Raw genomic sequence first — 20,359 nt, 5'->3', positions numbered from 1 at the left:
TGCCGCTGGGGGCCGATGGCCGCGTCGGCCCCAATGGCGAGGGCGAGACCATGGCCGCCCTGCGCGATGCCGTGGGCGACAGAATGGGCCCGGCCCCGACACCCGACGACATCGACCGCCGGCATGAGGCGCAGGCGCAGGCGCGGCCCGGTGTACGGGCGGATACCGGTGCACGGGCGGATGCCGGTGCACGGGCCGATGCCGCGCCCGCCCGGCAGTCCGTGCCGCTGCCGGACAGCTACATCACCATCCGCCGGCCTGCGCCGCCGGTGTCAGTGCCGGTGTCAGTGCCGGTGCCGCCGCACAAGACCGCGATTTTCAGTCGACCGGAAAACCGCGATGCCTGGACCGATTTCCAGGCGGCGCAGGACTGGCTGATGCCGGACAGCCCGGTCCAGCGCGACGTCTATGCGCATCTCTATGCAGAAGAGGGCGGCCGCATGGTCGATCCGGAGAGCAGGGCGGCGGGCGGCATCCTGCCGGCGACACTGGCCGACATGCGCCGGCGCGGCCTGCTGGCCGGATTGCCGGCCACACTGGCGCCGGCCGATCTGACGCCGGCGCAGCAGCTGCATGTCTACCGCGCGTATTTCGACGACGTTCTCCATACGGTGGGCGGCGCCGCCGCGCTCGAGAATCTGCCGGGCGATGTCGCCCGTGCGGTGGCGGACACGCTGTTTCTCGACGGGCGCGGACTCGGCACGCAGTTTCTGCAGCAGGCCGTGAACGGCACGGATGGCAGGGTCGAGGTCGATGGCCGCATGGGTCCGGAGAGCCTCGCCGCCATCCGTGCCGCGGCCGGCGATCCCGCCCGCCGCGACCGGCTGCTGGCAAACCTGAGCCGCACCCGCCTCGACGGCAAGCCGCGCAGTGCCGGCGAGACCGATCGCATCGCCCGGCTGGCGCCGCCCGCATCACCGCCGGCATCACCAGTGGCGCCCGGTCAGAAACGCGGCCGGAAATAATACGGGTTGGTCCAGATGTCGCCCTGTCTGCGCAGCATGAACACGCCGGGCGGATCGTTCTCGATATTCGTCTGGCAGCGCGGTGCCTGCAGGCTGTCGTAGCAGACCCGTGCCATCACGCCGATCAGGATATCGCCCGGCTGGGCCTTGAGCGGTCCTTCGGTGCTGCGGTCGACCGGGTCCAGCGCCGATGGCCGGCGCGCATAGACGACGCGGTATTCCCGCCATTCGTTGACGCTGCGCGGCTGCGGCAGCGGTGGCGGCACCACGCCGGCCTCGATCAGGCGGCAGAGTTCCGGCTGGTCGCGCAGGAAGCAGGCATACCAGGTATCCAGGGCGCAGAGCGGCGTCACCGGGTTGCCGATGCAGGTGCTGGTGGTGGTTTCGGCGGTCAGGCCGATGCGATGCCACACGCCCGGCGGATCCACCGGCGGCAGCGTGTCGTCGGCCGCCCGCGCATCGGCCGTCCGCGCATCGGCCGCCCGCGCATCGGTGGCCTGCGCCGGCGCGGCCGCAACAGCAGCGAGCAGCGCGATGACCGGCAGCGCGATGACCGGCAGCGCGGCGAGCGGCAGCAGGGAGCGGAGCGGAGCCATATCGCAGGCTATCATGCCGCCATCCCACTTCCGCAAGATTTGTCAAAAGCGGCCATGCTAGCGTCTGCCCCAGTCGATGCCGCAACTGTCGCTCATCCAGCCGAGGTGCCGCCGCCATGTCCGGTCCCGCCCGTTTCGATCCCGATGCTTCGGAAGCGCCCGCCGCCGGATCTGCGGTACCGGCCGACAGCGCCAGCCAGGCCGGCTATATCCGCCGTTTCACCCGCGTCATCGACTATATCTACGCCCATCTCGACGAGGCGCCGGACCTGAATACGCTGGCCGGGGTGGCGGCTTTGTCACCCTGGCACTGGCACCGCACCTGGCAGGCGGTCTATGGTGAATCCGTCGCCGGCACGGTGAAACGCCTGCGGCTGCTGCGCGCCGCCGCCGATCTCAGCCAGACCGACCTGCCGCTCGACGCGATCTGGCCGCGCGCCGGTTATGCCAGTCTCGCCGCCTTCAGTCGCGCCTTCCGCGACCAGTATGGCCTGCCGCCGGCCGAATACCGCAGACGTGGCAGCCACACCCGCTTCACCCAGTCCGCCACGCGCACCGGAGATGCCGCCATGCACCAGGTCGAAATCCGCAGCCTCGAACCCGCCGCCCTGGTGGTGATCCCGCATCGCGGCAGCTACATGGAGATCGGCCGCGCCTTCGAGACCCTGTTCGGCACGCTGGCGGCGCGCGGCCTGCTGCGGCCGGACATGTGCATGAAGGGCGTCTATTATTCCGATCCGACCGTGGTGCCCGAAGCCGAGCTGCGCTCGGCCGCCGGCATCCTGCTGTCCGATGCGGCATTCCCCGTGGCGCCGCCGCTGCAGCGCGCCTTCCTGCGCGGCGGCGATTATGCGGTGCTGCGCCACAAGGGGCCGTATTCCGACATGCGCCCGGCCTATGACTGGCTGTTTGGCGAATGGCTGGTGCAGTCGGGCCGCGAGGCCGCCGATGCGCCCTGTTTCGAGGATTACCTCAACAATCCGCGCGAGGTGGCACCCACCGAGCTGCTGACCGATATCTGCCTGCCGCTGAAGTGACGCGCGGCTTGCCTTCCGCAGGGGCGGGCAGGCTATGCTGCCCCGGACGCGGCATCACGGGAGAAACATCGATATGGAATACCGCACCGCCACCGCGCTGGCCGCCGCCCTGCGCGCGAAAGAGGTTTCGTCGGCCGAGCTGACCGAGGCCGCGATCGCCGCCATCGAGGCCGGTGACGGCGTTCTCAATGCCGTGGTGGTGCGCGATTTCGACCGCGCCCGCGCCGCCGCGACAGCCGCCGACGCGGCGCTGGCAAAAGGGGAGGTGGCGGGCCGGCCGCTGCTCGGCCTGCCGGTCACGGTGAAGGAGAGCTTCAATGTCGCCGGCCTGCCGACCACCTGGGGCCTGCCCGGCAAGCAGCATATCCCGGTGGCGCAGGATGCCGTGGCGGTGGCGCGGCTGAAGGCGGCCGGCGCGGTGCTGCTGGGCAAGACCAACGTCTCGTATCTGCTGGCCGACTGGCAGGCCTATAACGAGCCCTACGGCACCTCGAAGAACCCATGGAGCGCCGATCACACGCCGGGCGGCTCGTCGGGCGGTTCGGCGGCGGCGCTGGCGGCGGGCTATGTGGCGCTGGAGCTGGGCTCGGACCTCGCCGGCTCGCTGCGGGTGCCGGCGCATTTCTGCGGCGTCTATGCCCACAAGCCTTCCAGCGACATCATCCCCGGCCGCGGCCAGACCCCGCCGGGCATTCCGGTGCTGTCGCTGGCGGCGCGGATGGACCTTGCCGTCTCCGGCCCGATGGCGCGCTCGGCGGAAGACCTGATGCTGGGCCTCGACGTGCTGGCCGGGCCCGACGACCATGAAGGCACCGCCTGGCAACTGGCGCTGCCGCCGCCGCGGCACCGGGCGCTGAAAGACTATCGCGTCTTCGTGGTGGACCAGCATCCGCTGACCCCCACCGATGCCGCCGTGCGCGGGCCGCTGAACGATCTGGCCGGCAGACTCGAAGCCGCCGGCTGCCGGGTCGGGCGCGACAGCGCCGCCCTGCCCGATCTCGGGCTGGTGGGCAGCACCTATCTGCGGCTGCTGATGGCCTTCATCGGCGGCACCATGCCGCAATCCGATTACGACTCCGCCGTCATCCGCGCCGGGGCGGTGCCGGAAGCGGCGGCCGACCTGCGCAGCATCGTCGAGCATGGCCTGGTGATGAGCCATCGCGGCTGGATGCAGACCGATTTCCTGCGCACCGGCCTGGCCCATCAGTGGCGGCGCTTCTTCCGCGACTGGGACGTGCTGCTCTGCCCGGTGATGCCGACCCCGGCCCTGGCCCACGACCATGGCCCGATGGCGGGCCGCATGGTGCAGGTCGACGGCCGGCCGGTGCCCTACGGCCAGCTGCCGCTGTGGTCCAGCATCGCGACGCTCACGGGCCAGCCGGCGACCGCCTTCCCGGTCGCCATCGCGGCAAACGGCCTGCCGGTGGGCATGCAGGCGGTGGGGCCCTTCCTGGAAGACCGCACCACGATCATGTTCGCGCAGCTGGTGGCCGAGGCTTTCGGCGGCTTCGTGCCGCCGCCGCGGGTCTGACAGGCCGATGGCTGGGCGGGCTGGATACGGGTTTATGTCAGCGGCGTGAATTCGCCGGCTGCGGCGCTGGCCGGCGCAGAATTGTTCTTTACGGCGATGCGGATTCCTGCGCCCAGTGATGCAGCCTCACCCGCCGGGACAACCGCCATGATCACCGCTCTGCGCTCTGCCTGCCGGTCGCTGCCGCGCCCGGCATCTGCCCCTGCCGTCATTCTCGCCGCCGTTTTCCTTCTTCTCGGCAGCGTGCTGCCGGGCCCCGCCGCCCGGGCGCAAACCGCCGCCGGGACGACCGCGATGCCGGCGGAAAAGCTGCCGGCCGGCTTCCGCGCCGCCACCGCGAAGGTCAACGGCACCAGCCTGTATTATCGCACCGGCGGCAAGGGCAGCGCCGTGCTGCTGCTGCACGGCTACGCCGAGACCGGGCATATGTGGCTGCCGGTGATGGCCGAACTGGCAAAGCGCCATACCGTGATCGTGCCGGACCTGCGCGGCGCCGGCGGTTCGGCAAAACCGGCGGGCGGCTATGACAAGAAGACCATGGCGCAGGATGTCCATGCGCTGGTGGCGGCGCTCGGCCATGACCGCGCCGTGGTGGTCGGCCACGATATCGGCCTGATGGTCGCCTATGCCTATGCCGCGCAGTATCCGCAGGAAACCACGAAAGTGGTGCTGATGGATGCCTTCCTGCCCGGCATTGGCGACTGGACCACGGTGTGGCTGCTGCGCGACCTGTGGCATTTCCATTTCCACGGCAAGACGGCGCTGGCGCTGGTGAAGGGTCGCGAGCGGATCTATTTCGAGCATTTCTGGAATGACTTTGCCGCCGATCCCAAGCGTTCGCTGTCCGAGGCCGACCGCCGCTTCTATGCGGCGGCCTATGCCCAGCCCGGCGGCATGCGGGCCGGCTTCGAATACTTCAAGGCCTTCGAACAGGATGCGAAGGATTTTGCCGGGTTCGGGGCGACCAAGCTTGCCATGCCCTTCCTGGTGCTGGCCGGCGAGAAGGCCTCCGGCACCTTCCTGATCGATCAGGCCCGGCTGGTGGCCGGCAATGTGGACGGGCAGGTGGTGGCCGGGGCGGGCCACTGGCTGATGGAGGAGGCGCCGAAAACGACCATCCCCGCCCTCGTCGCTTTCGTCGATTGAACCGGCGCAATTTTCTGTCTTGACGGCGCGCGGCATGCCGCTTACCGTCCGCAGCACCATGCAGCGCACCATTCTCACCACCGTCGTTATTAAGGTTACCGCCACCGGCGGGGAGCCTGGACGTCGCGCGTGAGCAGATAGAGCACAGCACGAGAAACCAGGGGCCCCGCCGGCGACGGACGGGGCCCCGGTCGTTTCAGGGTCTCGTTTATCCGCTGCCCGGCCGGCCTCCGCCAACCGACGGAGACGACCATGAACAGCCTCGATCCCGAACTGAGACCGGACCGCCTGCAGGCGCCCGATGCCTATGACCACCGCGTGCTGGGCACGCGGCTCGACCTGTTCCACCAGCAGGAGGAAGGGCCGGGCATGGTGTTCTGGCATCCGCGCGGTTTTGCGATTTACCGCGTGGTGGAGGACTATATCCGCCGGCGCATGCGCGAGGCCGGCTTCATGGAAGTCCGCACGCCGCAGCTGCTGTCCTGGGCGTTCTGGGAACAGAGCGGCCACGCCGAAAAATTCGCCAATGAGATGTTCCGCGTCAGCTCGGGCAACCGGCCTTTCGCGCTGAAGCCGATGAGCTGCCCCGGCCAGATCCAGCTGTTCCGCAAGCGTGTCCGCTCGGTGCATGATCTCCCGCTGCGCTACTTCGAATTCGGTGCCGTGCACCGCGACGAGCCCTCCGGCGCGCTGCAGGGACTGATGCGGGCGCGCAGCTTTACGCAGGACGATGTCCATATCTTCTGCACCGAAGAGCAGGTGGAGGAGGAAGTGCAGCGTTTCTGCGAGCTGCTGCGGGACATCTATTCGGATTTCGGCTTTGGCGCGCCGCAGGTGTTCTTCTCCACAAGGCCGGCGAAGCGCGCCGGCGACGATGCCACCTGGGATCGCGCCGAGGCGGCGCTGGTGATCGCCGCCCGCAAGGCCGGGCTCGATTTCGCCATCCGCAACGGCGAGGGCGCCTTCTACGGGCCGAAGCTGGAATTCCACCTGCGCGACAGCCACGGGCGGGCGTGGCAATGCGGCACGGCGCAGCTCGATTTCGTGCTGCCCGAGCGGCTGGATGCCAGCTATGTCGGCAGCGATTCCCGCCGGCACCGCCCGGTGCTGATCCATCACGCCGTGCTGGGCAGCCTGGAGCGGTTCATCGGCATGCTGCTGGAACATCACCGCGGCACGCTGCCGCTGTGGCTGGCGCCGGAACAGGTGATGGTGGCCAGCATCGGGCGCGAGCAGGAGGGTTATGTGCGCAAGGCTGCCGCGGTGCTGGGGCGCGAAGGGCTGCGGGTCGCCACCGATATCCGCCGCGACCGGCTCAGCCGCAAGATCGCCGAGGCGCGCGAGCAGGGCGTGCCCGTGCTGGCGGTGGCCGGCGAGCGCGAGATGGAACGCGGCACGCTCAGCTTGCGCTGGCGCGACGGAAGGCAGGAGGAGATGGCCCTGGCCGAGATCGGGCGGCGGCTGCGCGGGCAGGCGGTGAAGTGAGGCGCATGCTGCGACGGGGCTGGGTTCCCGCTTGCGCGGGAACGACGACAACTCTTTTTCTCGTCATCCCCGCGCAAGCGGAGATCCGGTGACGCCGCTTCAGAAGGACCAGCCGAACACGATCTGGCCGAGCCAGGTGGTGCGGTCATTGGCATCCGTCGTGCCAAGTTCCTGCCGGCGGCCCCGGCCGGCCTGCGCCGCGCCCAGCACGGCGGCGAGGCTGAGGCCCGGCAGCGGCGTTTCCCATTCGGCATAGACATTGACCTCGCGCATCAGCGCATCGTCGGTCACGCCGGAGGGGCGCCTGTCATAGGCATGCCAGTACCAGATCGCACCCACAGCCAGTGCATCCGTCGGCTGGCTGCGCAGGTGGATCATCTGGCTGGCGACATTGCTGTTGCCGCCGACATAGCGGGCATAGATCTCGCCCTGGTCCCAGCTGCCGAAGCCGCGGGCACCGCCGCCGGAATACAGCGCATCCCAGGCATGGTCGGCGCCGTCGGATGAATTGTTGTCGCCGCTGAAGCGGGCATAGCGGTAGCTGATCCGCGGCGTCCATGGCAGGGCCGGGAAGGTATACTGCGGCTCGACATACCAGGCCCTGGCGTCTTTCTTTGATCCGGCGCCGTCATTTTTCTCGACGGCATATTCCGAATAGAGCGCGAAATCGCTGAACGCCTCGCCGAGGCTGCCGAGCAGGGTGCCGCCGGTCCGCACCGCATAGACCTTCATGCCGTCGCGGGCGGCGGCAACGCCGCGGTCGGCCTCGTACAGGTTCAGGAATGTGGCGCCGAGATACCAGCTGCGCGCCGCGTAGTCGCTGCGGGCCGCATCTTCGCCGCCGAACCATTCGATATTGCCGCCATGGAGGCGGGTGGCGGCAGCATCCGTGCCACGCATCAGGGTTTGGTCGGTGCTGCCCTGCAGGTGGAACAGGTCGGCACGCACCGGCGCGGTGTTGACGCGCAGGATCGCGGTGCGGTCGAAGGCGCCGCGCGGGCCGATCACATAGGCGCCGCGGCGGTTGCCCTCGGCGGCGCCGTCGACGATCAGGAAGCCGTCGCCGACGCTGAAGCCCTGGCGGCCGGCCGAGATGTCGATGGCGTCCTCGCCCAGAGCCGCGACGCTGCTGCCGGATGCCCAGCCGAGATAGGCTTCCTCAAGGCCGAGATGCTCCGGCCGGTCGCTGGTGGTCGAGGTCGCCTGTGCCTCGCCCTGGCCGCGGGTGGCGCTGCCCACGGCCTTGATGCCGCCATAGAGGCGGCTGCCGCCGAGGTCATAGCTGGCGGCGAGGCCCGGCGCGACGAAACCCTCGGCCCAGGCGCGGCCGCCGGCGCGTTCGCCGGTGCGGCTGGTGCTGCCGATGCCGTTGCCGGCATTGGCGGCGCTGAACAGGCCGAAGCCGGCTTCCAGCGTGAGGGTGAGGTCGAGCGCGCCGGCCCGGTAGTGCAGGCCCGGCTGGTCCTCATCGCCGGCGCGGGCATCCGGGGCCAGGGCCGGGCCGGAGGCGAGAAGCGCGGCGGCGGCAAGCAGGGCGGCGCTGCGGGGCGGCAGCGGGCGGTACGACATGACGGACTTCCCCCGGTTTCCGAAGAGCTGGTGGCAGTTTCATAGCGCAGAAGCGGCGGAACAACAAATCCATCCTGTTATATTATACAGCCGCCGGCCGGCATGGCTTGTCCCGCCCCGGCCTATCGACTAGAACCGCACGGCTTTTCCATTCCGCATTTTTCCGTCCCCGCAAGGAGAGACCCATGCGTCCCAGCGGCCGCCAAGCCGACCAGATGCGCCCCGTCCGGCTGGAGCCGGGCTTCGCCAAATATGCCGAAGGCTCCTGCCTGGTGAAATTCGGCGAGACCCATGTGCTGTGCGCCGCCACGGTGGAGGAGCGCGTGCCGCCCTTCCTGCGCAATACCGGCCGCGGCTGGGTGACGGCCGAATACGGCATGCTGCCGCGGTCGACCCATTCGCGCACCGAACGCGAGGCCTCGCGCGGCAAGCAGTCGGGCCGCACCCAGGAAATCCAGCGCCTGGTCGGCCGCAGCCTGCGCGCCGTCACCAATCTCGAAGGCTTCGGCGAGCGCCAGATCCGGCTCGACTGCGACGTGCTGCAGGCCGATGGCGGCACCCGCACCGCCGCCATCACCGGCAGCTGGGTGGCGCTGTATCTCGCCTTTGCCGGGCTGGTGAAGCAGGGCGCCATCGCGCAGATCCCGCTGATCGGCCAGGTCGGCGCGGTCAGCTGCGGGCTGTCCGACGGCCAGCCGGTGCTCGATCTCGACTATGCGGAAGATTCGACCGCCCAGGCCGATGCGAATTTCGTCCTCACCGACACGGGCGCCATCGTCGAGGTGCAGGGCACCGCCGAGAAGGACCCGTTCTCGGAAGAGCAGTTCGCCGCCATGCTGAAGCTGGCCAAGAAGGGCATCGCCGAGCTGATGGCGCTGCAGCGCCAGGCCGTGGGGAAATAACCGCGTGGCGGCGCGGCGCTTTCCCGGCGGCCGGCTGGTGGTCGCCACCCACAATCCCGGCAAGCTGGTCGAGATCCGCGACCTGCTGGCGCCGTTCAGTGTCGATGCCGTCTCTGCCGGCGATCTCGGCCTGCCCGAGCCGGAAGAGACCGGCGATACCTACGTGGCCAATGCCGAGCTGAAGGCGCTGGCCGCCGCCACCGCCTCGGGCCTGCCGGCCCTGGCCGACGATTCCGGCCTCAGCGTCGAGGCGCTCGATGGCGCGCCGGGCATCTATTCGGCGCGCTGGGCCGGCGCGAAGAAGGATTTCAACTACGCCATGGACAAGGTGTGGCGTGCCGTGCAGGAGAAGGGCGTCGAACCGCCGTTCAATGCCTGCTTCGTCTCCGTCCTGTCGCTGGCCTGGCCCGATGGCCATGTCGACAGCTTCGAGGGGCTGGCGCCGGGCCGGCTGGACTGGCCGCCGCGCGGGCAGCATGGTTTCGGCTACGACCCGATGTTCGTGCCCGAGGAAGAGGTCGGCCATGGCTTTCGCACCTTTGCCGAGATGCTGCCGGAAGAGAAGCACGGCCTCAGCCACCGGGCCCGCGCCTTCCGGCTGCTGATCGATGCCTGTTTCCGCGGATAGCATCGCCACGCCACAGCGGGCCGCGCCGCGCCGGGGCTTCGGCCTCTATGTGCACTGGCCCTTCTGCGTCTCGAAATGTCCCTATTGCGACTTCAATTCCCATGTGCGCGCGCAGGTGGATGCCGCGCGCTGGCAGGCGGCGTATCTGGCCGAGCTTGGGCATTATGCCGCGGCCGGGATCGGCGCCGGTGAAGAGATCACCTCGGTATTCTTCGGCGGCGGCACCCCGTCGCTGATGCCGCCCGATACGGCGGCCGCGATTCTGGATGCCGCGCGCCGGCACTGGCGTTTCGCGGATGATGTCGAGATCACGCTGGAAGCCAACCCGAACTCGGCCGAAGCCGGAAAATTCGCCGCCTTCGCCGCGGCCGGCATCAACCGGCTGTCGATCGGCGTGCAGAGCTTCGATGGCGATGTGCTGAAATTCCTCGGCCGCGCCCATGATGCCGGCGAGGCGCGGGCCGCCATTGCGGCGGCCGCGAAAGCCGTGCCGCGCTGGTCCTTCGACCTGATCTACGCGCGGCCGGGCCAGAGCGCCGAAAGCTGGCGCGCCGAACTGACCGAAGCCCTGCGGCTCGCCGGCGACCATCTGTCGCTGTACACGCTGACCATCGAGCCGAATACCGGTTTCGCCGGCGCGGTGGCGCGCGGTGCGCTGGCGCCGATGCCGGCCGACGACCAGGCAGCCCTGTATGACCTGACCCAGGAGATCATGGCGCAGGCCGGCATGCCGGCCTACGAGATTTCCAATCACTCGGGCCCCGGCGGCGAGAGCCGGCACAATCTCGTCTACTGGCGCAGCGGCGAGTATCTCGGGCTCGGGCCTGGCGCCCATGCGCGCTTCATGCGTGCCGGCGAATGGCGCGCGGTGCAGAACCGCCGCAAGCCCGAAGCCTGGCTGGAGCAGGTGGAAACGCAGGGCCATGGCCGCGAGGCGGAAATGCCGGTGCCGATGCGCGAGCGCGCCGAAGAGGCCCTGATGATGGGCCTGCGGCTGGCCGAAGGCGTGTGGGATGCCAACCTGCGCGACGCCACCGGCGGGCTCTCGCTGGCGGATCTGGTGCCGCCCGGACGCAGCGCGCCGCTGGAAGCCGCCGGACTGCTGCAGCGCAGTCCGGAGCGCCTGGTCGCGACGCGCGAGGGCCGCGCCGTGCTCGATGGCCTGCTGGCGAAGCTGCTGGCGTAACCCTTTCCGTCGTCCCCGCGGAAGCGGGGACCCAGATCAGCAATAGATGCCGGCCTCCCGCTTTCGCGGGAGCGACGAAGGACATTCACTCCCACAGGCTGAGGATATGGCCCTCGTCGGGTTTCACCTCGCCGGCCAACGTCGCCTGCCAGGCGGCGGCCACGGAAGATTCGCCGCTGCCCTCGATGATGCGCAGCCAGCCGGCGGCCTTGGGCAGGAAATCGCCGATGGCATCGGCGAAGCGGGTATCGATGCCGCCGCGGCCCCAGTCCTGGGTGCGTTTCCTGATGCGGTCCGGCGCGAAGAAGAACACCGGCTTCGGACCCGGCAGGCCCTTGCCCGGCGGGCTGGTCTCGCGATGCGACAGGCCGACGGCGCAGCTGTATTTCAGCGCGTCGCCATAGTGTTCGTGGATCGCCTTGCGCACCGCGCCGCTGCCGGCGAAATCGACATAGACGGCCGGCTGTGCCGCATCCAGGCTGGCGATGTCGTCATACAGCACCACGCGGTCGTAGCAGCCCAGCCCCGCGACGAAATCGCGGTTGCCGGCCGAGGTCAGCCCCGTCACCGTGATGCCGCGGCGCTTGTGCAGCAGCCAAGCCAGGCCGAAGGCGGTTTTCGACGAGGCACTGGAAATCACGACCGTCTGCGCGCCGAAGAATTTTTCGTCGGCGAGGAAGTCGTCGATCAGGAAGGCGGTGATGAACAGCGGCCGCAGCAGGGCCTGCAGCGGCTCGTGCTCGGGCAGAAAGGCGGTGTCGCCGGTGGTGCGCACATAGAAATTGTAGGCCGGCGGCAGTGCCTTGCGATGCGGCGTGCCGTCGACCAAGCTGGTATCGGTGATCTTCTCCGGCTGCAGCACCGCATGGGTGGCCATCGGCAGGAAGCCGTAGATGCGTTCGCCCCTGGCGATCCTGTCATGCCGGCTGTCGATCACATCGGCGAAGCCCCAGACCGGCACGATGCCCCGGTTGTCGCCGGCGGGGTAGAAGGCCCAGTAGGCCATGCGGTCGCCCATCTCGGCATAGGTGATGTTGTTCGCCGTGAAGGCGAAGCTGTCCACCTTCAGCAGGATCTCGCCCGGCTGCAGGGCGGGCAGGGGGGTGTCGACGATGGCCGTCCGGCTCAGGTCGGCCTTGTCGATCACGAAGCTGGCGATGCTCGCGGTCATGGTTTCCTCCAGTGCTCACAGTATCCGCTGCCAGTCTAGCGCGGACAATGGGGCAGCACCGTGACAATTTTCCGCCGCCGCCGGCGGATTATTCGGCGGGGTGGCGGCGGGCTGAAGCGGGCTCATCCGCGGCGTCGCCCGGTTCATCCCTGTGCCCGTCCGGTGCCTTCGGCAGCAGCCGGCTGACGAAGCGGCCGAGATCGTCGAGATAGGTGAAGATCACCGGCGTGACCAGCAGGGTCAGCAGGGTGGAGGAAATCAGGCCGCCGATCACCGCATGGGCCATGGCCGAGGTCTGCTTGGCGCCCTCGCCGAGGCCGAGCGCCAGCGGCGTCATGCCGAAGATCATCGCCATGGTGGTCATCACGATCGGCCGCAGGCGGATTTCGCCGGCCTCGAGGATGGCGGCCCTGCGCTCCATGCCCTCGCGGCGGCACTGGTTGACGAAATCGACCAGCAGGATGGCGTTTTTGGTGACCAGGCCCATCAGCATGATCAGGCCGATCACCGAGAAGATGTTCATGGTCGAGCCCCAGGCCCACAGGCCGAGCACCACGCCGATCAGCGACAGCGGCAGCGAGGCCATGATGGCAAAGGGCTGCAGGAAGCTGGCAAACTGCGAGGCGAGGATCAGGTAGATGAAGATCACCGCCAGCAGCAGGGCGGCCGCCGCATAGCCGGCCGACTCGATCATGTCCTTGGAGGCGCCGCCGAACCAGAAATGATAGCCCGGCGGCAGCTTCATCTGCTGCAGCTTGGCCTGGATCTCGCGGCTGGCCTCGCCGACGGTGCGGCCCGAGGTGGTCGCGGTCAGCAGCACCTCGCGGGCAAGGTCGCGGCGGTTGATCTGGGTCGAACCGGTCGAGCGCTGCACGCTGACCACCTGCGACAGCGCCACCATCTTCGGATTGCCGTCGGCATTCATCTGGTTGGAGGCGACATAGATGCGGTCGAGATCGGGCAGGCCGGTGCGGTCGTCCACCGGCAGGCGGACGAACACGTCGTAGTCTTCCGCATCGGGCGCCTTCCAGGTGCCGGCTTCCTCGCCCGCCAGCAGTGGCCGCAGGGTGCCGGCAATGGCGGCGAGGCTGAGGCCGAGATCGGAGGCGAGCTGGCGGTCGATGTCGACGGCCACGGTGGGCTTGTTGGCCTTCAGGCTGGATTCGAGGTCGACCACGCCGGGCACGGTGCGGATGATGTCCATCGCCTCGCGCGACAGCCGGTCCAGCTCGGCGATGTCCTGGCCCTTCAGCGCGATCATGATCGGCTTGTTGAGGCCGCCGCCGAGATTGGGCAGGCCGATATTGATATTGTCGATGCCGGCGATCTGCCACAGGCGGTCGCGGATCGGCTGCGCCAGCTGCTGCGGGGTGCGCTTGCGCTGGCCCAGCGGCACGAAGCGCACATACAGGGTACCGACATTGCGCCGCGCGAAGCCGCCGGCATTGATCGAGGCCACCGTGTAGTCGATCTCGGGGATTTCCTTCAGCGCCGCCTGCACCTGGGTGATCTTGGCCTTGGTGTAGTCGAGCGACGAGCCCGGCGGCGTGGTCACCTCCACCAGGATTTCCGACAGGTCGGGCTCGGGCACGAATTCGGTGCCGATGGCGCCGGAGCGCAGGATGGCGCCGGTGCCGACGAGGCTGAGCAGGGCGACGACCAGCACCACCCAGCGCCAGCGCAGGCTCCAGCCCAGCATCCGCCGGTACAGGCGGGCGACATGGTCCATGCCGCGGTCGATCAGGCCGATGGCACGACCGATCGGGCCGCGTTTCGCATCCGGCTGGCTGTCCGGATCGTGCCAGACGCTGGACAGCATCGGATCGAGCGTGAAGCTGACGAACAGCGAGATCAGCACCGCCACGGTGACGGTGATGCCGAACTGCAGGAAGAAGCGGCCGATGATGCCTTCCATGAAGGCGACCGGCAGGAACACCGCGACGATGGTGAAGGTGGTGGCCATCACCGCCAGGCCGATCTCGTTGGTGCCGTCCAGCGATGCCCGGCGGTGGCTCTTGCCCATGCCGACATGGCGGGTGATGTTCTCGCGCACCACGATGGCGTCGTCGATCAGGATGCCGATGGCCAGCGACAGCGCCATCAGGGTCAGCTTGTTCAGCGTGAAGCCGGCAGCCCAGACGGCGCCCAGCGTGCCGATCACGGCAATCGGCAGGGTCAGGCCGGTGATGATGGTGCTGCGCCAGGAATTCAGGAACAGGAAGACGATCAGGATGGTGAGGATGCCGCCCTCGATCAGGGTGCGCTGGGTGCCGTTCACCGAGATCAGGATGGCGCGGCTGTCGTCGCGCACGAACTGCAGGCTGATATCGGAGGGCAGGTCCTTTTCCAGTTCGGCCGCCGCCTGCTTGAGACCGCGGATCACCTCCAGCGTGTTGGCGCCCTGCACCTTGACGAATTCGATCACCAGCAGCTGCTGGCCGTCATACAGGGCGATCGCCTTCTGCTCCTCGGTGCTGTCGCGTACGGCGGCGACATCGCCGAGATAGACCGGCGCGCCGCCGCGGCGGGCGACGATCAGGTCGGCCAGCCTGCGCGGATCGGCCACGCGGCCCTCGATCTGCACGACATATTCGCGCCGGGCCTGGGTCAGCGTGCCGACCGGCAACTGCTGGTTCTCGCTTTTCAGCACGCCGATCAGCTGGTCCATGCCGATGCCGTAGGCCTGCATCTTCTCCGGATTCGGCAGCACGTTGATCTGGCGCTTCAGGCCGCCGACGATATAGGCGTTGCCGACGCCGCGCACGGTCTGCAGCCGCTTGAGGATCACCTGGTCGGCCATGGTGGTCATCTCGCGCAGGTCGCGGCGGTCGCTGCGGATGGCGATCGAGGCTACCGGCTGGCTGTCCGGCGAGAAGCGGGTGATCGAAGGGTCCTCCACCTCGTCGCGGAATCGCGGCGTCACCTGCGCCACCTTCTCGCGCACGTCCTGCACGGCGGCGACCGGATCGACGCTCAGCTCGAATTCGATGATCACCAGCGACACGCCTTCCAGAGAGCGCGAGGTCAGGCTGCGCACGCCGGCGATGGTGTTCACCGCATCCTCGATCGGGCGGGTGACCTCGCTCTCGACGCTTTCCGGGGTGGCGCCGGGATAGGTGGTGTTGATCACCACGATGGGGAATTCGACGCTGGGGAACTGCTCGACGCTCAGCTTGAAATAGGCGAACAGGCCGATCACCAGCAGCGACGCCATCATCATGGTGGCGAAGACCGGGTTGTTGACGCTGATGCGGGTCAGCCACATGGCGCTCTCTCCCTTCGGGCGCGCCGGCTCAGCGGCCGGAAATCCGCGCCGGCAGGCCGTCGTTCAGCCGCAGGCCCGGCGTGGCGATCACCGTTTCGCCATCCTGCACGCCGCTGCCGATGGCGACGCGGCCATCGGTGGTGCCGTCCAGCGCCACCGTCACCACCCGCCGCTGCAGCCGGTCGCCGGCCAGCACGTAGACGACGCTGGCGCCGTCTTCCTGCCGCACCGCATCGGCCGGCACGGCGACGGCGCCGGGGGCTTCGGCCAGCACCGCCTCGCCGGTGCCGAACATGCCGCCGCGCAGCACCAGGTCCGGATTGCGCAGCAGGATGAAGACCGGGATCGAGCGGGTGCCGGCCTGGGCGGTCGGGTTGATGCGGGCGATGCGGGCGTCGAATTCGCGGCTGCCGAAGCCCTCGACATGCAGCACCACCTTCTGGCCTGCCTTCAGCTGCGGCACGTCGCGGGCCGGCACCAGGGCCTCGACCTCCATGGTGTCGAGATCGGCGATGGTGAACAGCTTCGCATCCACCGCAACGCGCTCGCCGGGATTGACGAAGCGTTCGGCGACCAGCCCGTCCAGCGGTGCATAGACGGCGGCGTCGCCGACCGCCTTCCTCGCCATGGTGACCTGCTGTTCCATGGCGGCGACATTGGCGCGGGCGGTGCGCCAGGCATTCTCCGCCTCGTCCAGCGCGGTCTGCGATTTCACGCCGCGCTGGGTCAGGGTCTGCGCCTTCTGGCGGTTGATTTCGGCGAGATTGAGGGCCGAGCGGGCGCTGTCAAGATTGCTCTGCTTCTCGCGCAGCCGGGCCGACAGGTCGGCGGTCTCCAGCCGGGCCAGCAGCTGGCCCTTCTGCACGCGCTCGCCGCGGCGCACGGTGATCTCCTGGATCACGGCGGCCACCTCGGCGCGCACCAGGGTCTGGTTCAGGGGCTGCAGGGTGCCGCTCAGGCGCACGGCCTGGCGCAGGCTGGCGATGCGCGCGGTGGCAAGGTCGGCGGGGGCGAATTCGAGGCCGGCGAAGCGTGCCGGCGCCGGGCTGGCGGACCTGCCGCCGCCCTCGGCGACGGCATTGGCCGGCTGCCGGTTCTTCAGAAGGTAAGCGCCGCCCGCGCCGAGCATCAGCAGCACGGCGACGGAAATCCCGATCTTGGCAAAGCGAGTCATGTTGCCCCGTAAGGCGGCGAAGGGTCGCCGCAATGGTCCCCTCAGGCCGGCACTTCCTGCAAAAATCCGGCCGGCCCGTGTATATATGTACGGCCAAACAGCGTCCATCCTTCGATAGTTACCCTAAGGTAACTGTGACGGGTGTCACAAAAGCGGCCCAGCCAGCGGAATCCGGTGCGGTCATGCCTGCCTGCCTTTTCACCATCGGCCATTCCAGCCATCCGCCCGACCGGTTCGCGGCGCTGCTGCAGCGGCATGGGGTGGCCTGCCTGGTGGATGTGCGCTCGCAGCCGGCCTCGCGCCATGTGCCGCATTTCGCCCGGCGCGCCATGGAGGGCTGGCTGCCGGCGGCGGGCATCGCCTATCGCTGGATGGGCGCGGCGCTGGGCGGGCGGCCGCGCGATCCGGGCCTGTACGGACCGGATGGCCGGCCGGATTACGCGCGCCGGGCACAGCAGCCGGATTTCACGGCCGCCATCCGCGACCTGCTCAATCTGGCGGCAGTGCAGCCGGTGGCAATCATGTGTGCAGAGCGCGATCCGCTGCATTGCCACCGGACGCATCTGGTGACACCGGCCCTGCTGGCACAGGGCGCCGGCGTCACCCATCTCATGGCCGATGGCACCACCATTGGCCACGCTGCATTGCAGCAGCAGGTGCGGCCGCAGCTTGATCTGTTCCGCTGATGCCGTCCGTGCACGGAAAGCTTGACGGCCCAGCAGCCGGTGCCGCAGAGTTGCCCTCCGAAAAATACACTCTGGGAGGAAAACCATGCTTCATCGCAGCTTGCGTCGTGCCGGTACTGTCACGGCCGCCGTTCTTGCGCTGGCCACCGGTCTTGCGGCCGGTTCTGCCTCGGCGCAGAACTACAAGATGATGACCGGCCCGCAGGGCGGCACCTGGGTGCCGCTGGGCGGTGCGCTGAAGGCGCTGTTCGAGAAGGCGATCCCGGGCAGCAGCGTGCTGACCATGCCCGGCGCCGGCATCGCCAATGTCAAGGGCGTGCAGGATGGCAAGGCCGATTTCGGCTTCGGCAACTCGATCTCCACCGTCGATGCCGTCAACGGCGAGGCGCCGTTCACCGAGAAGGCGACCAATGTCTGCCAGATCGCCAATCTGTATCCGCAGTATTTCCAGGTCGTGGTGCTGGCCGATTCCGGCATCAACAAGGTCGAGGACCTGAAGGGCAAGTCGATCGCCGTGCAGACCCGCGGCAACACCGCCGAGGCGATCTCGCAGCATATCCTGAAGGCGCACGGCCTGTCCTATGACGCCATGGGCAAGGTCAATTTCATGGCCTCCTACAACGATGCCGTGGCGCTGCTGAAGGACGGTCATGCCCAGGCCTTCACGCTCGGCACCACCATTCCGGCCGCCGCCGTGATGGATCTGGCCAGCGCCCGCGACATGAAGCTGCTGCCGGTCACCGATGCCGGCCTTGCCGCGATGAAGAAGATCAATGCCGGCTACAACAAGGTGATCGTGCCGGGCGGCACCTATCCGAAGCAGGACAAGGACCTGCCGGTGATCGGCTACTCGACGCATTTCATCGCGTCCTGCAAGCTGCCGGAAGACAAGGTCTATGCCGTGACCAAGGCGATGGCGACCCATATCGCCGACATGGCCGCCGTCAACAAGGCGATGGCCAAGCTGACCGCCAAGGACATGGCCGAGGATATCGGCGTGCCGCTGCATCCGGGCGCCGCCAAGTACTACAAGGAAGCCGGCGCCCTGTAAGACGGGGCCTGCGGCCGGCGCCATCGGGGACCGATGGCGCCGGTCTTTTTTTGCCGGTATGCTGAGCGGATAACCGGCGGGAGGGGAAACCGATGAATGGCAAGAGCCTGATCGCGCGCGTCGCCGCGCTGATCGGCGCCGCGATGGCGGTGTATCACATGTATGTCATCGCCTTCGGTCCGCCGGAAGCGATGATTTTCCGCGCCATCCATCTCAGCTTCGCGGTCACCCTGATCCTGCTGCTCTATCCGCTGGCGGAAAAGGACGGCCGCCGCCGCTTCGTCTGGCTCGACGCGATCGTCTATGCGGTCGCCGCCGCCGCGATCGGCCACCTGTTCGTCAATTTCGACTATTTCATCAACCGCATCATCTATATCGACGACCTGACCACCTTCGACATGGTTGCCGGCGTCGGCCTGGTGCTGGTGGTGCTGGACTGCACGCGCCGGGTGATCGGCTGGGCACTGCCGGTGACCGCGCTGTGCTTCATCAGCTACACGCTGTTCTTCAGCGACGTGGCACCGATGGTGCTGGTCGACCAGCTCTACATGACCACCGAAGGCATCTTCGGCTCGACGCTGGGCGTCTCGGCCGCCTATGTGATGATCTTCGTGCTGTTCGGCGCCTTCATGGAGCGCACCGGCACCGGCACGCTGTTCATGGATTTCGCACTGGCGCTGACCGGCCGCTCGGCCGGCGGCCCCGGCAAGGTGGCGGTGGTGTCCTCGTCGCTGTTCGGCACGGTGTCGGGCAGCGCCGTGGCCAACGTGATGGTCACCGGCGCCATCACCATCCCGCTGATGAAGCGCACCGGCTTCAAGGCGCCGTTCGCCGCCGGCGTCGAGGCGGTGGCCTCGACCGGTGGCCAGATCATGCCGCCGATCATGGGTGCCGCCGCCTTCGTGATGGCGGAATTCCTCGGGGTTTCCTATGCCACCGTGGCGCTGTGGGCCTTCCTGCCGGCGCTGCTGTTCTATGTCGCCTGTTTCGCCTCGGTGCATTTCGAGGCCAAGCGCCAGGGCCTGAAGGGCATGCCGGCCGACGAGGTGCCGAGCCTGCGCCGGGTGATCGTCGACCGCGGCCACCTGTTCATCCCGGTCGCCATCATCCTGGCCGGCATGTTCATGGGCTATTCGGCGCCGCTCTGCGCCCTGGCCGGCACGCTGGCCTGCTTTCCCGTCGCGATGCTGCGCGCCTCGACCCGGCAGGGCCTGAACTGGCAGATGATCTGGGATGCGCTGGTGGACGGGTCGCGCAACACGCTGGCGGTGGCGCTGGCCTGTGCCTGCGCCGGCCTGGTGATCGGCTCGATCACCCTGACCGGCCTCGGCATCACCTTCACCAACGTGGTGGTTGGTCTGGCGCAGAACAGCCTGGTGCTGGCGCTGGTGCTGACGGCGGCGGCCGGCATCATCCTCGGCATGGGCATGCCGACCACGCCGGCCTATATCGTGATGGTGTCGCTGATGGTGCCGGCGATCATGAAGCTCGGCGTCATCGAGCCGGCGGCGCATATGTTCGCTTTCTACTTCGCCATCCTGTCGGCGATCACGCCGCCGGTGGCGCTGGCCGTCTATGCCGCGGGGTCGCTGGCGCGGGCACCGATCTGGCCGGCCGGCTGGGCCGCGGTGCGGATCGGCTTTGCCGGCTTCCTGGTGCCGTTCATGTTCGTCTACGAACCGGCGATCCTGTTCATCGGCGATCCCTTCACCATCGGCCATGCGGCAGTTACCGCGATCATCGGCATCATCGTGATGGCGGCGGCGCTGGCCGGCTATTTCGGCGGGCCGATGCCGATGTGGACGCGGATTCCGCTGATCGGCGGTGCCCTGCTGATGATCAAGCCCGGCTTGGTCACCGATGTCATCGGCATCAGCACCATCGTCGCGGTCTATCTGATCGGGCGGCTGGCGGCCCGCAAGGCGGCCCTGTCGGCCCCCTCCAACCCGGGTTGACGGCCCGGCGCC

15 protein-coding genes and 1 pseudogene are annotated in these 20,359 nt (G+C 68.5%); 11 read left to right on the top strand and 5 right to left on the bottom strand.

The features are described 5' to 3' along the window. Window positions 1-965 (top strand): annotated as a pseudogene (locus ACEQZY_RS04105) (hypothetical protein); the annotation flags it as partial. Here the strand turns inward: ACEQZY_RS04105 and ACEQZY_RS04100 are convergent. Beyond that, a complete protein-coding gene (locus ACEQZY_RS04100; protein WP_370152491.1) occupies window positions 944-1,561 on the bottom strand; it encodes a hypothetical protein in 618 nt (205 codons plus the stop codon). The pseudogene ACEQZY_RS04105 and the gene ACEQZY_RS04100 overlap by 22 nt on opposite strands. A gap of 116 nt (window positions 1,562-1,677) precedes the next feature. On the opposite strand from ACEQZY_RS04100, the gene ACEQZY_RS04095 reads away from it, so the two are divergent. From ACEQZY_RS04095 to thrS, 4 genes are all read left to right on the top strand, one after another. Next, complete coding sequence (locus tag ACEQZY_RS04095; RefSeq protein ID WP_341704246.1) at window positions 1,678-2,598, top strand: AraC family transcriptional regulator; 921 nt, start codon at window positions 1,678-1,680, stop codon at window positions 2,596-2,598. Window positions 2,599-2,671: 73 nt separating this feature from the next. Then, window positions 2,672-4,129 (top strand): amidase, encoded by a 1,458-nt coding sequence (locus tag ACEQZY_RS04090; protein WP_370152488.1) that lies wholly within the window; start codon window positions 2,672-2,674, stop codon window positions 4,127-4,129. Between the two features lie 147 nt (window positions 4,130-4,276). After that, window positions 4,277-5,275 carry an alpha/beta fold hydrolase gene (locus tag ACEQZY_RS04085; protein ID WP_370152486.1) on the top strand — a complete coding sequence of 333 codons (999 nt, stop codon included), beginning with the start codon at window positions 4,277-4,279 and terminating at the stop codon, window positions 5,273-5,275. Window positions 5,276-5,527: 252 nt separating this feature from the next. Next, window positions 5,528-6,760: a threonine--tRNA ligase gene (thrS, locus tag ACEQZY_RS04080; protein ID WP_370152483.1), complete on the top strand. Its 1,233-nt coding sequence runs from the start codon at window positions 5,528-5,530 to the stop codon at window positions 6,758-6,760. Window positions 6,761-6,859: 99 nt separating this feature from the next. Here thrS and ACEQZY_RS04075 read toward each other — a convergent pair whose 3' ends face one another. Further along, on the bottom strand, window positions 6,860-8,329 hold the full coding sequence (locus ACEQZY_RS04075; RefSeq protein ID WP_370152481.1) for an alginate export family protein: 1,470 nt from the start codon (window positions 8,327-8,329) through the stop codon (window positions 6,860-6,862). 185 nt (window positions 8,330-8,514) lie between these two features. On the opposite strand from ACEQZY_RS04075, the gene rph reads away from it, so the two are divergent. Genes rph through hemW form a run of 3 tightly spaced genes read left to right on the top strand, consistent with a single transcriptional unit; the run spans window position 8,515 to window position 11,045 of the window. Then, complete coding sequence (gene rph, locus ACEQZY_RS04070) at window positions 8,515-9,231, top strand: ribonuclease PH (RefSeq protein WP_341704241.1); 717 nt, start codon at window positions 8,515-8,517, stop codon at window positions 9,229-9,231. 4 nt (window positions 9,232-9,235) lie between these two features. Further along, window positions 9,236-9,859 (top strand): RdgB/HAM1 family non-canonical purine NTP pyrophosphatase, encoded by a 624-nt coding sequence (rdgB, locus tag ACEQZY_RS04065; RefSeq protein ID WP_370152479.1) that lies wholly within the window; start codon window positions 9,236-9,238, stop codon window positions 9,857-9,859. Then, the gene (gene hemW, locus ACEQZY_RS04060) at window positions 9,840-11,045 is read left to right on the top strand and encodes a radical SAM family heme chaperone HemW (protein WP_370152477.1); all 1,206 of its coding nucleotides are present in this window, start codon (window positions 9,840-9,842) and stop codon (window positions 11,043-11,045) included. Before rdgB ends, hemW begins: the two co-directional genes overlap by 20 nt. A gap of 85 nt (window positions 11,046-11,130) precedes the next feature. Here hemW and ACEQZY_RS04055 read toward each other — a convergent pair whose 3' ends face one another. From ACEQZY_RS04055 to ACEQZY_RS04045, 3 genes are all read right to left on the bottom strand, one after another. Beyond that, window positions 11,131-12,216, bottom strand: a complete 1,086-nt coding sequence (locus ACEQZY_RS04055) for a DUF2855 family protein (protein WP_341704238.1) — start codon at window positions 12,214-12,216, stop codon at window positions 11,131-11,133. An 88-nt stretch (window positions 12,217-12,304) separates the two neighbouring features. Continuing rightward, window positions 12,305-15,481, bottom strand: coding sequence for an efflux RND transporter permease subunit (locus ACEQZY_RS04050; protein WP_341704237.1), 3,177 nt, complete (start codon window positions 15,479-15,481; stop codon window positions 12,305-12,307). Window positions 15,482-15,509: 28 nt separating this feature from the next. Beyond that, the gene (locus ACEQZY_RS04045; RefSeq protein WP_370152473.1) at window positions 15,510-16,655 is read right to left on the bottom strand and encodes an efflux RND transporter periplasmic adaptor subunit; all 1,146 of its coding nucleotides are present in this window, start codon (window positions 16,653-16,655) and stop codon (window positions 15,510-15,512) included. A gap of 182 nt (window positions 16,656-16,837) precedes the next feature. Here ACEQZY_RS04045 and ACEQZY_RS04040 point away from each other — a divergent pair, with 182 nt between their 5' ends. From ACEQZY_RS04040 to ACEQZY_RS04030, 3 genes are all read left to right on the top strand, one after another. After that, window positions 16,838-17,341, top strand: a complete 504-nt coding sequence (locus ACEQZY_RS04040) for a DUF488 family protein (protein WP_370152471.1) — start codon at window positions 16,838-16,840, stop codon at window positions 17,339-17,341. Window positions 17,342-17,426: 85 nt separating this feature from the next. Then, window positions 17,427-18,392, top strand: a complete 966-nt coding sequence (locus ACEQZY_RS04035) for a TAXI family TRAP transporter solute-binding subunit (RefSeq protein ID WP_341703737.1) — start codon at window positions 17,427-17,429, stop codon at window positions 18,390-18,392. A gap of 92 nt (window positions 18,393-18,484) precedes the next feature. Continuing rightward, window positions 18,485-20,347, top strand: a complete 1,863-nt coding sequence (locus ACEQZY_RS04030) for a TRAP transporter permease (protein ID WP_370152468.1) — start codon at window positions 18,485-18,487, stop codon at window positions 20,345-20,347. The last annotated feature ends 12 nt before the right edge of the window (window positions 20,348-20,359 follow it).

The sequence above is a fragment of the Ferrovibrio sp. genome (assembly GCF_964218355.1).
GTDB lineage: Bacteria > Pseudomonadota > Alphaproteobacteria > Ferrovibrionales > Ferrovibrionaceae > Ferrovibrio.
This window is presented reverse-complemented; position numbering and strand designations above follow the sequence as displayed.

Excerpts from the sequence above, each read along its gene's own strand:
- ACEQZY_RS04100 (WP_370152491.1), bottom strand. The coding sequence starts at position 1,561 with ATGGCTCCGCTCCGCTCCCTGCTGCCGCTCGCCGCGCTGCCGGTCATC.
- ACEQZY_RS04095 (WP_341704246.1), top strand. The coding sequence starts at position 1,678 with ATGTCCGGTCCCGCCCGTTTCGATCCCGATGCTTCGGAAGCGCCCGCC.
- ACEQZY_RS04090 (WP_370152488.1), top strand. The coding sequence starts at position 2,672 with ATGGAATACCGCACCGCCACCGCGCTGGCCGCCGCCCTGCGCGCGAAA.
- ACEQZY_RS04085 (WP_370152486.1), top strand. The coding sequence starts at position 4,277 with ATGATCACCGCTCTGCGCTCTGCCTGCCGGTCGCTGCCGCGCCCGGCA.
- thrS (WP_370152483.1), top strand. The coding sequence starts at position 5,528 with ATGAACAGCCTCGATCCCGAACTGAGACCGGACCGCCTGCAGGCGCCC.
- ACEQZY_RS04075 (WP_370152481.1), bottom strand. The coding sequence starts at position 8,329 with ATGTCGTACCGCCCGCTGCCGCCCCGCAGCGCCGCCCTGCTTGCCGCC.
- rph (WP_341704241.1), top strand. The coding sequence starts at position 8,515 with ATGCGTCCCAGCGGCCGCCAAGCCGACCAGATGCGCCCCGTCCGGCTG.
- hemW (WP_370152477.1), top strand. The coding sequence starts at position 9,840 with ATGCCTGTTTCCGCGGATAGCATCGCCACGCCACAGCGGGCCGCGCCG.
- ACEQZY_RS04055 (WP_341704238.1), bottom strand. The coding sequence starts at position 12,216 with ATGACCGCGAGCATCGCCAGCTTCGTGATCGACAAGGCCGACCTGAGC.
- ACEQZY_RS04050 (WP_341704237.1), bottom strand. The coding sequence starts at position 15,481 with ATGTGGCTGACCCGCATCAGCGTCAACAACCCGGTCTTCGCCACCATG.
- ACEQZY_RS04045 (WP_370152473.1), bottom strand. The coding sequence starts at position 16,655 with ATGACTCGCTTTGCCAAGATCGGGATTTCCGTCGCCGTGCTGCTGATG.
- ACEQZY_RS04040 (WP_370152471.1), top strand. The coding sequence starts at position 16,838 with ATGCCTGCCTGCCTTTTCACCATCGGCCATTCCAGCCATCCGCCCGAC.
- ACEQZY_RS04035 (WP_341703737.1), top strand. The coding sequence starts at position 17,427 with ATGCTTCATCGCAGCTTGCGTCGTGCCGGTACTGTCACGGCCGCCGTT.
- ACEQZY_RS04030 (WP_370152468.1), top strand. The coding sequence starts at position 18,485 with ATGAATGGCAAGAGCCTGATCGCGCGCGTCGCCGCGCTGATCGGCGCC.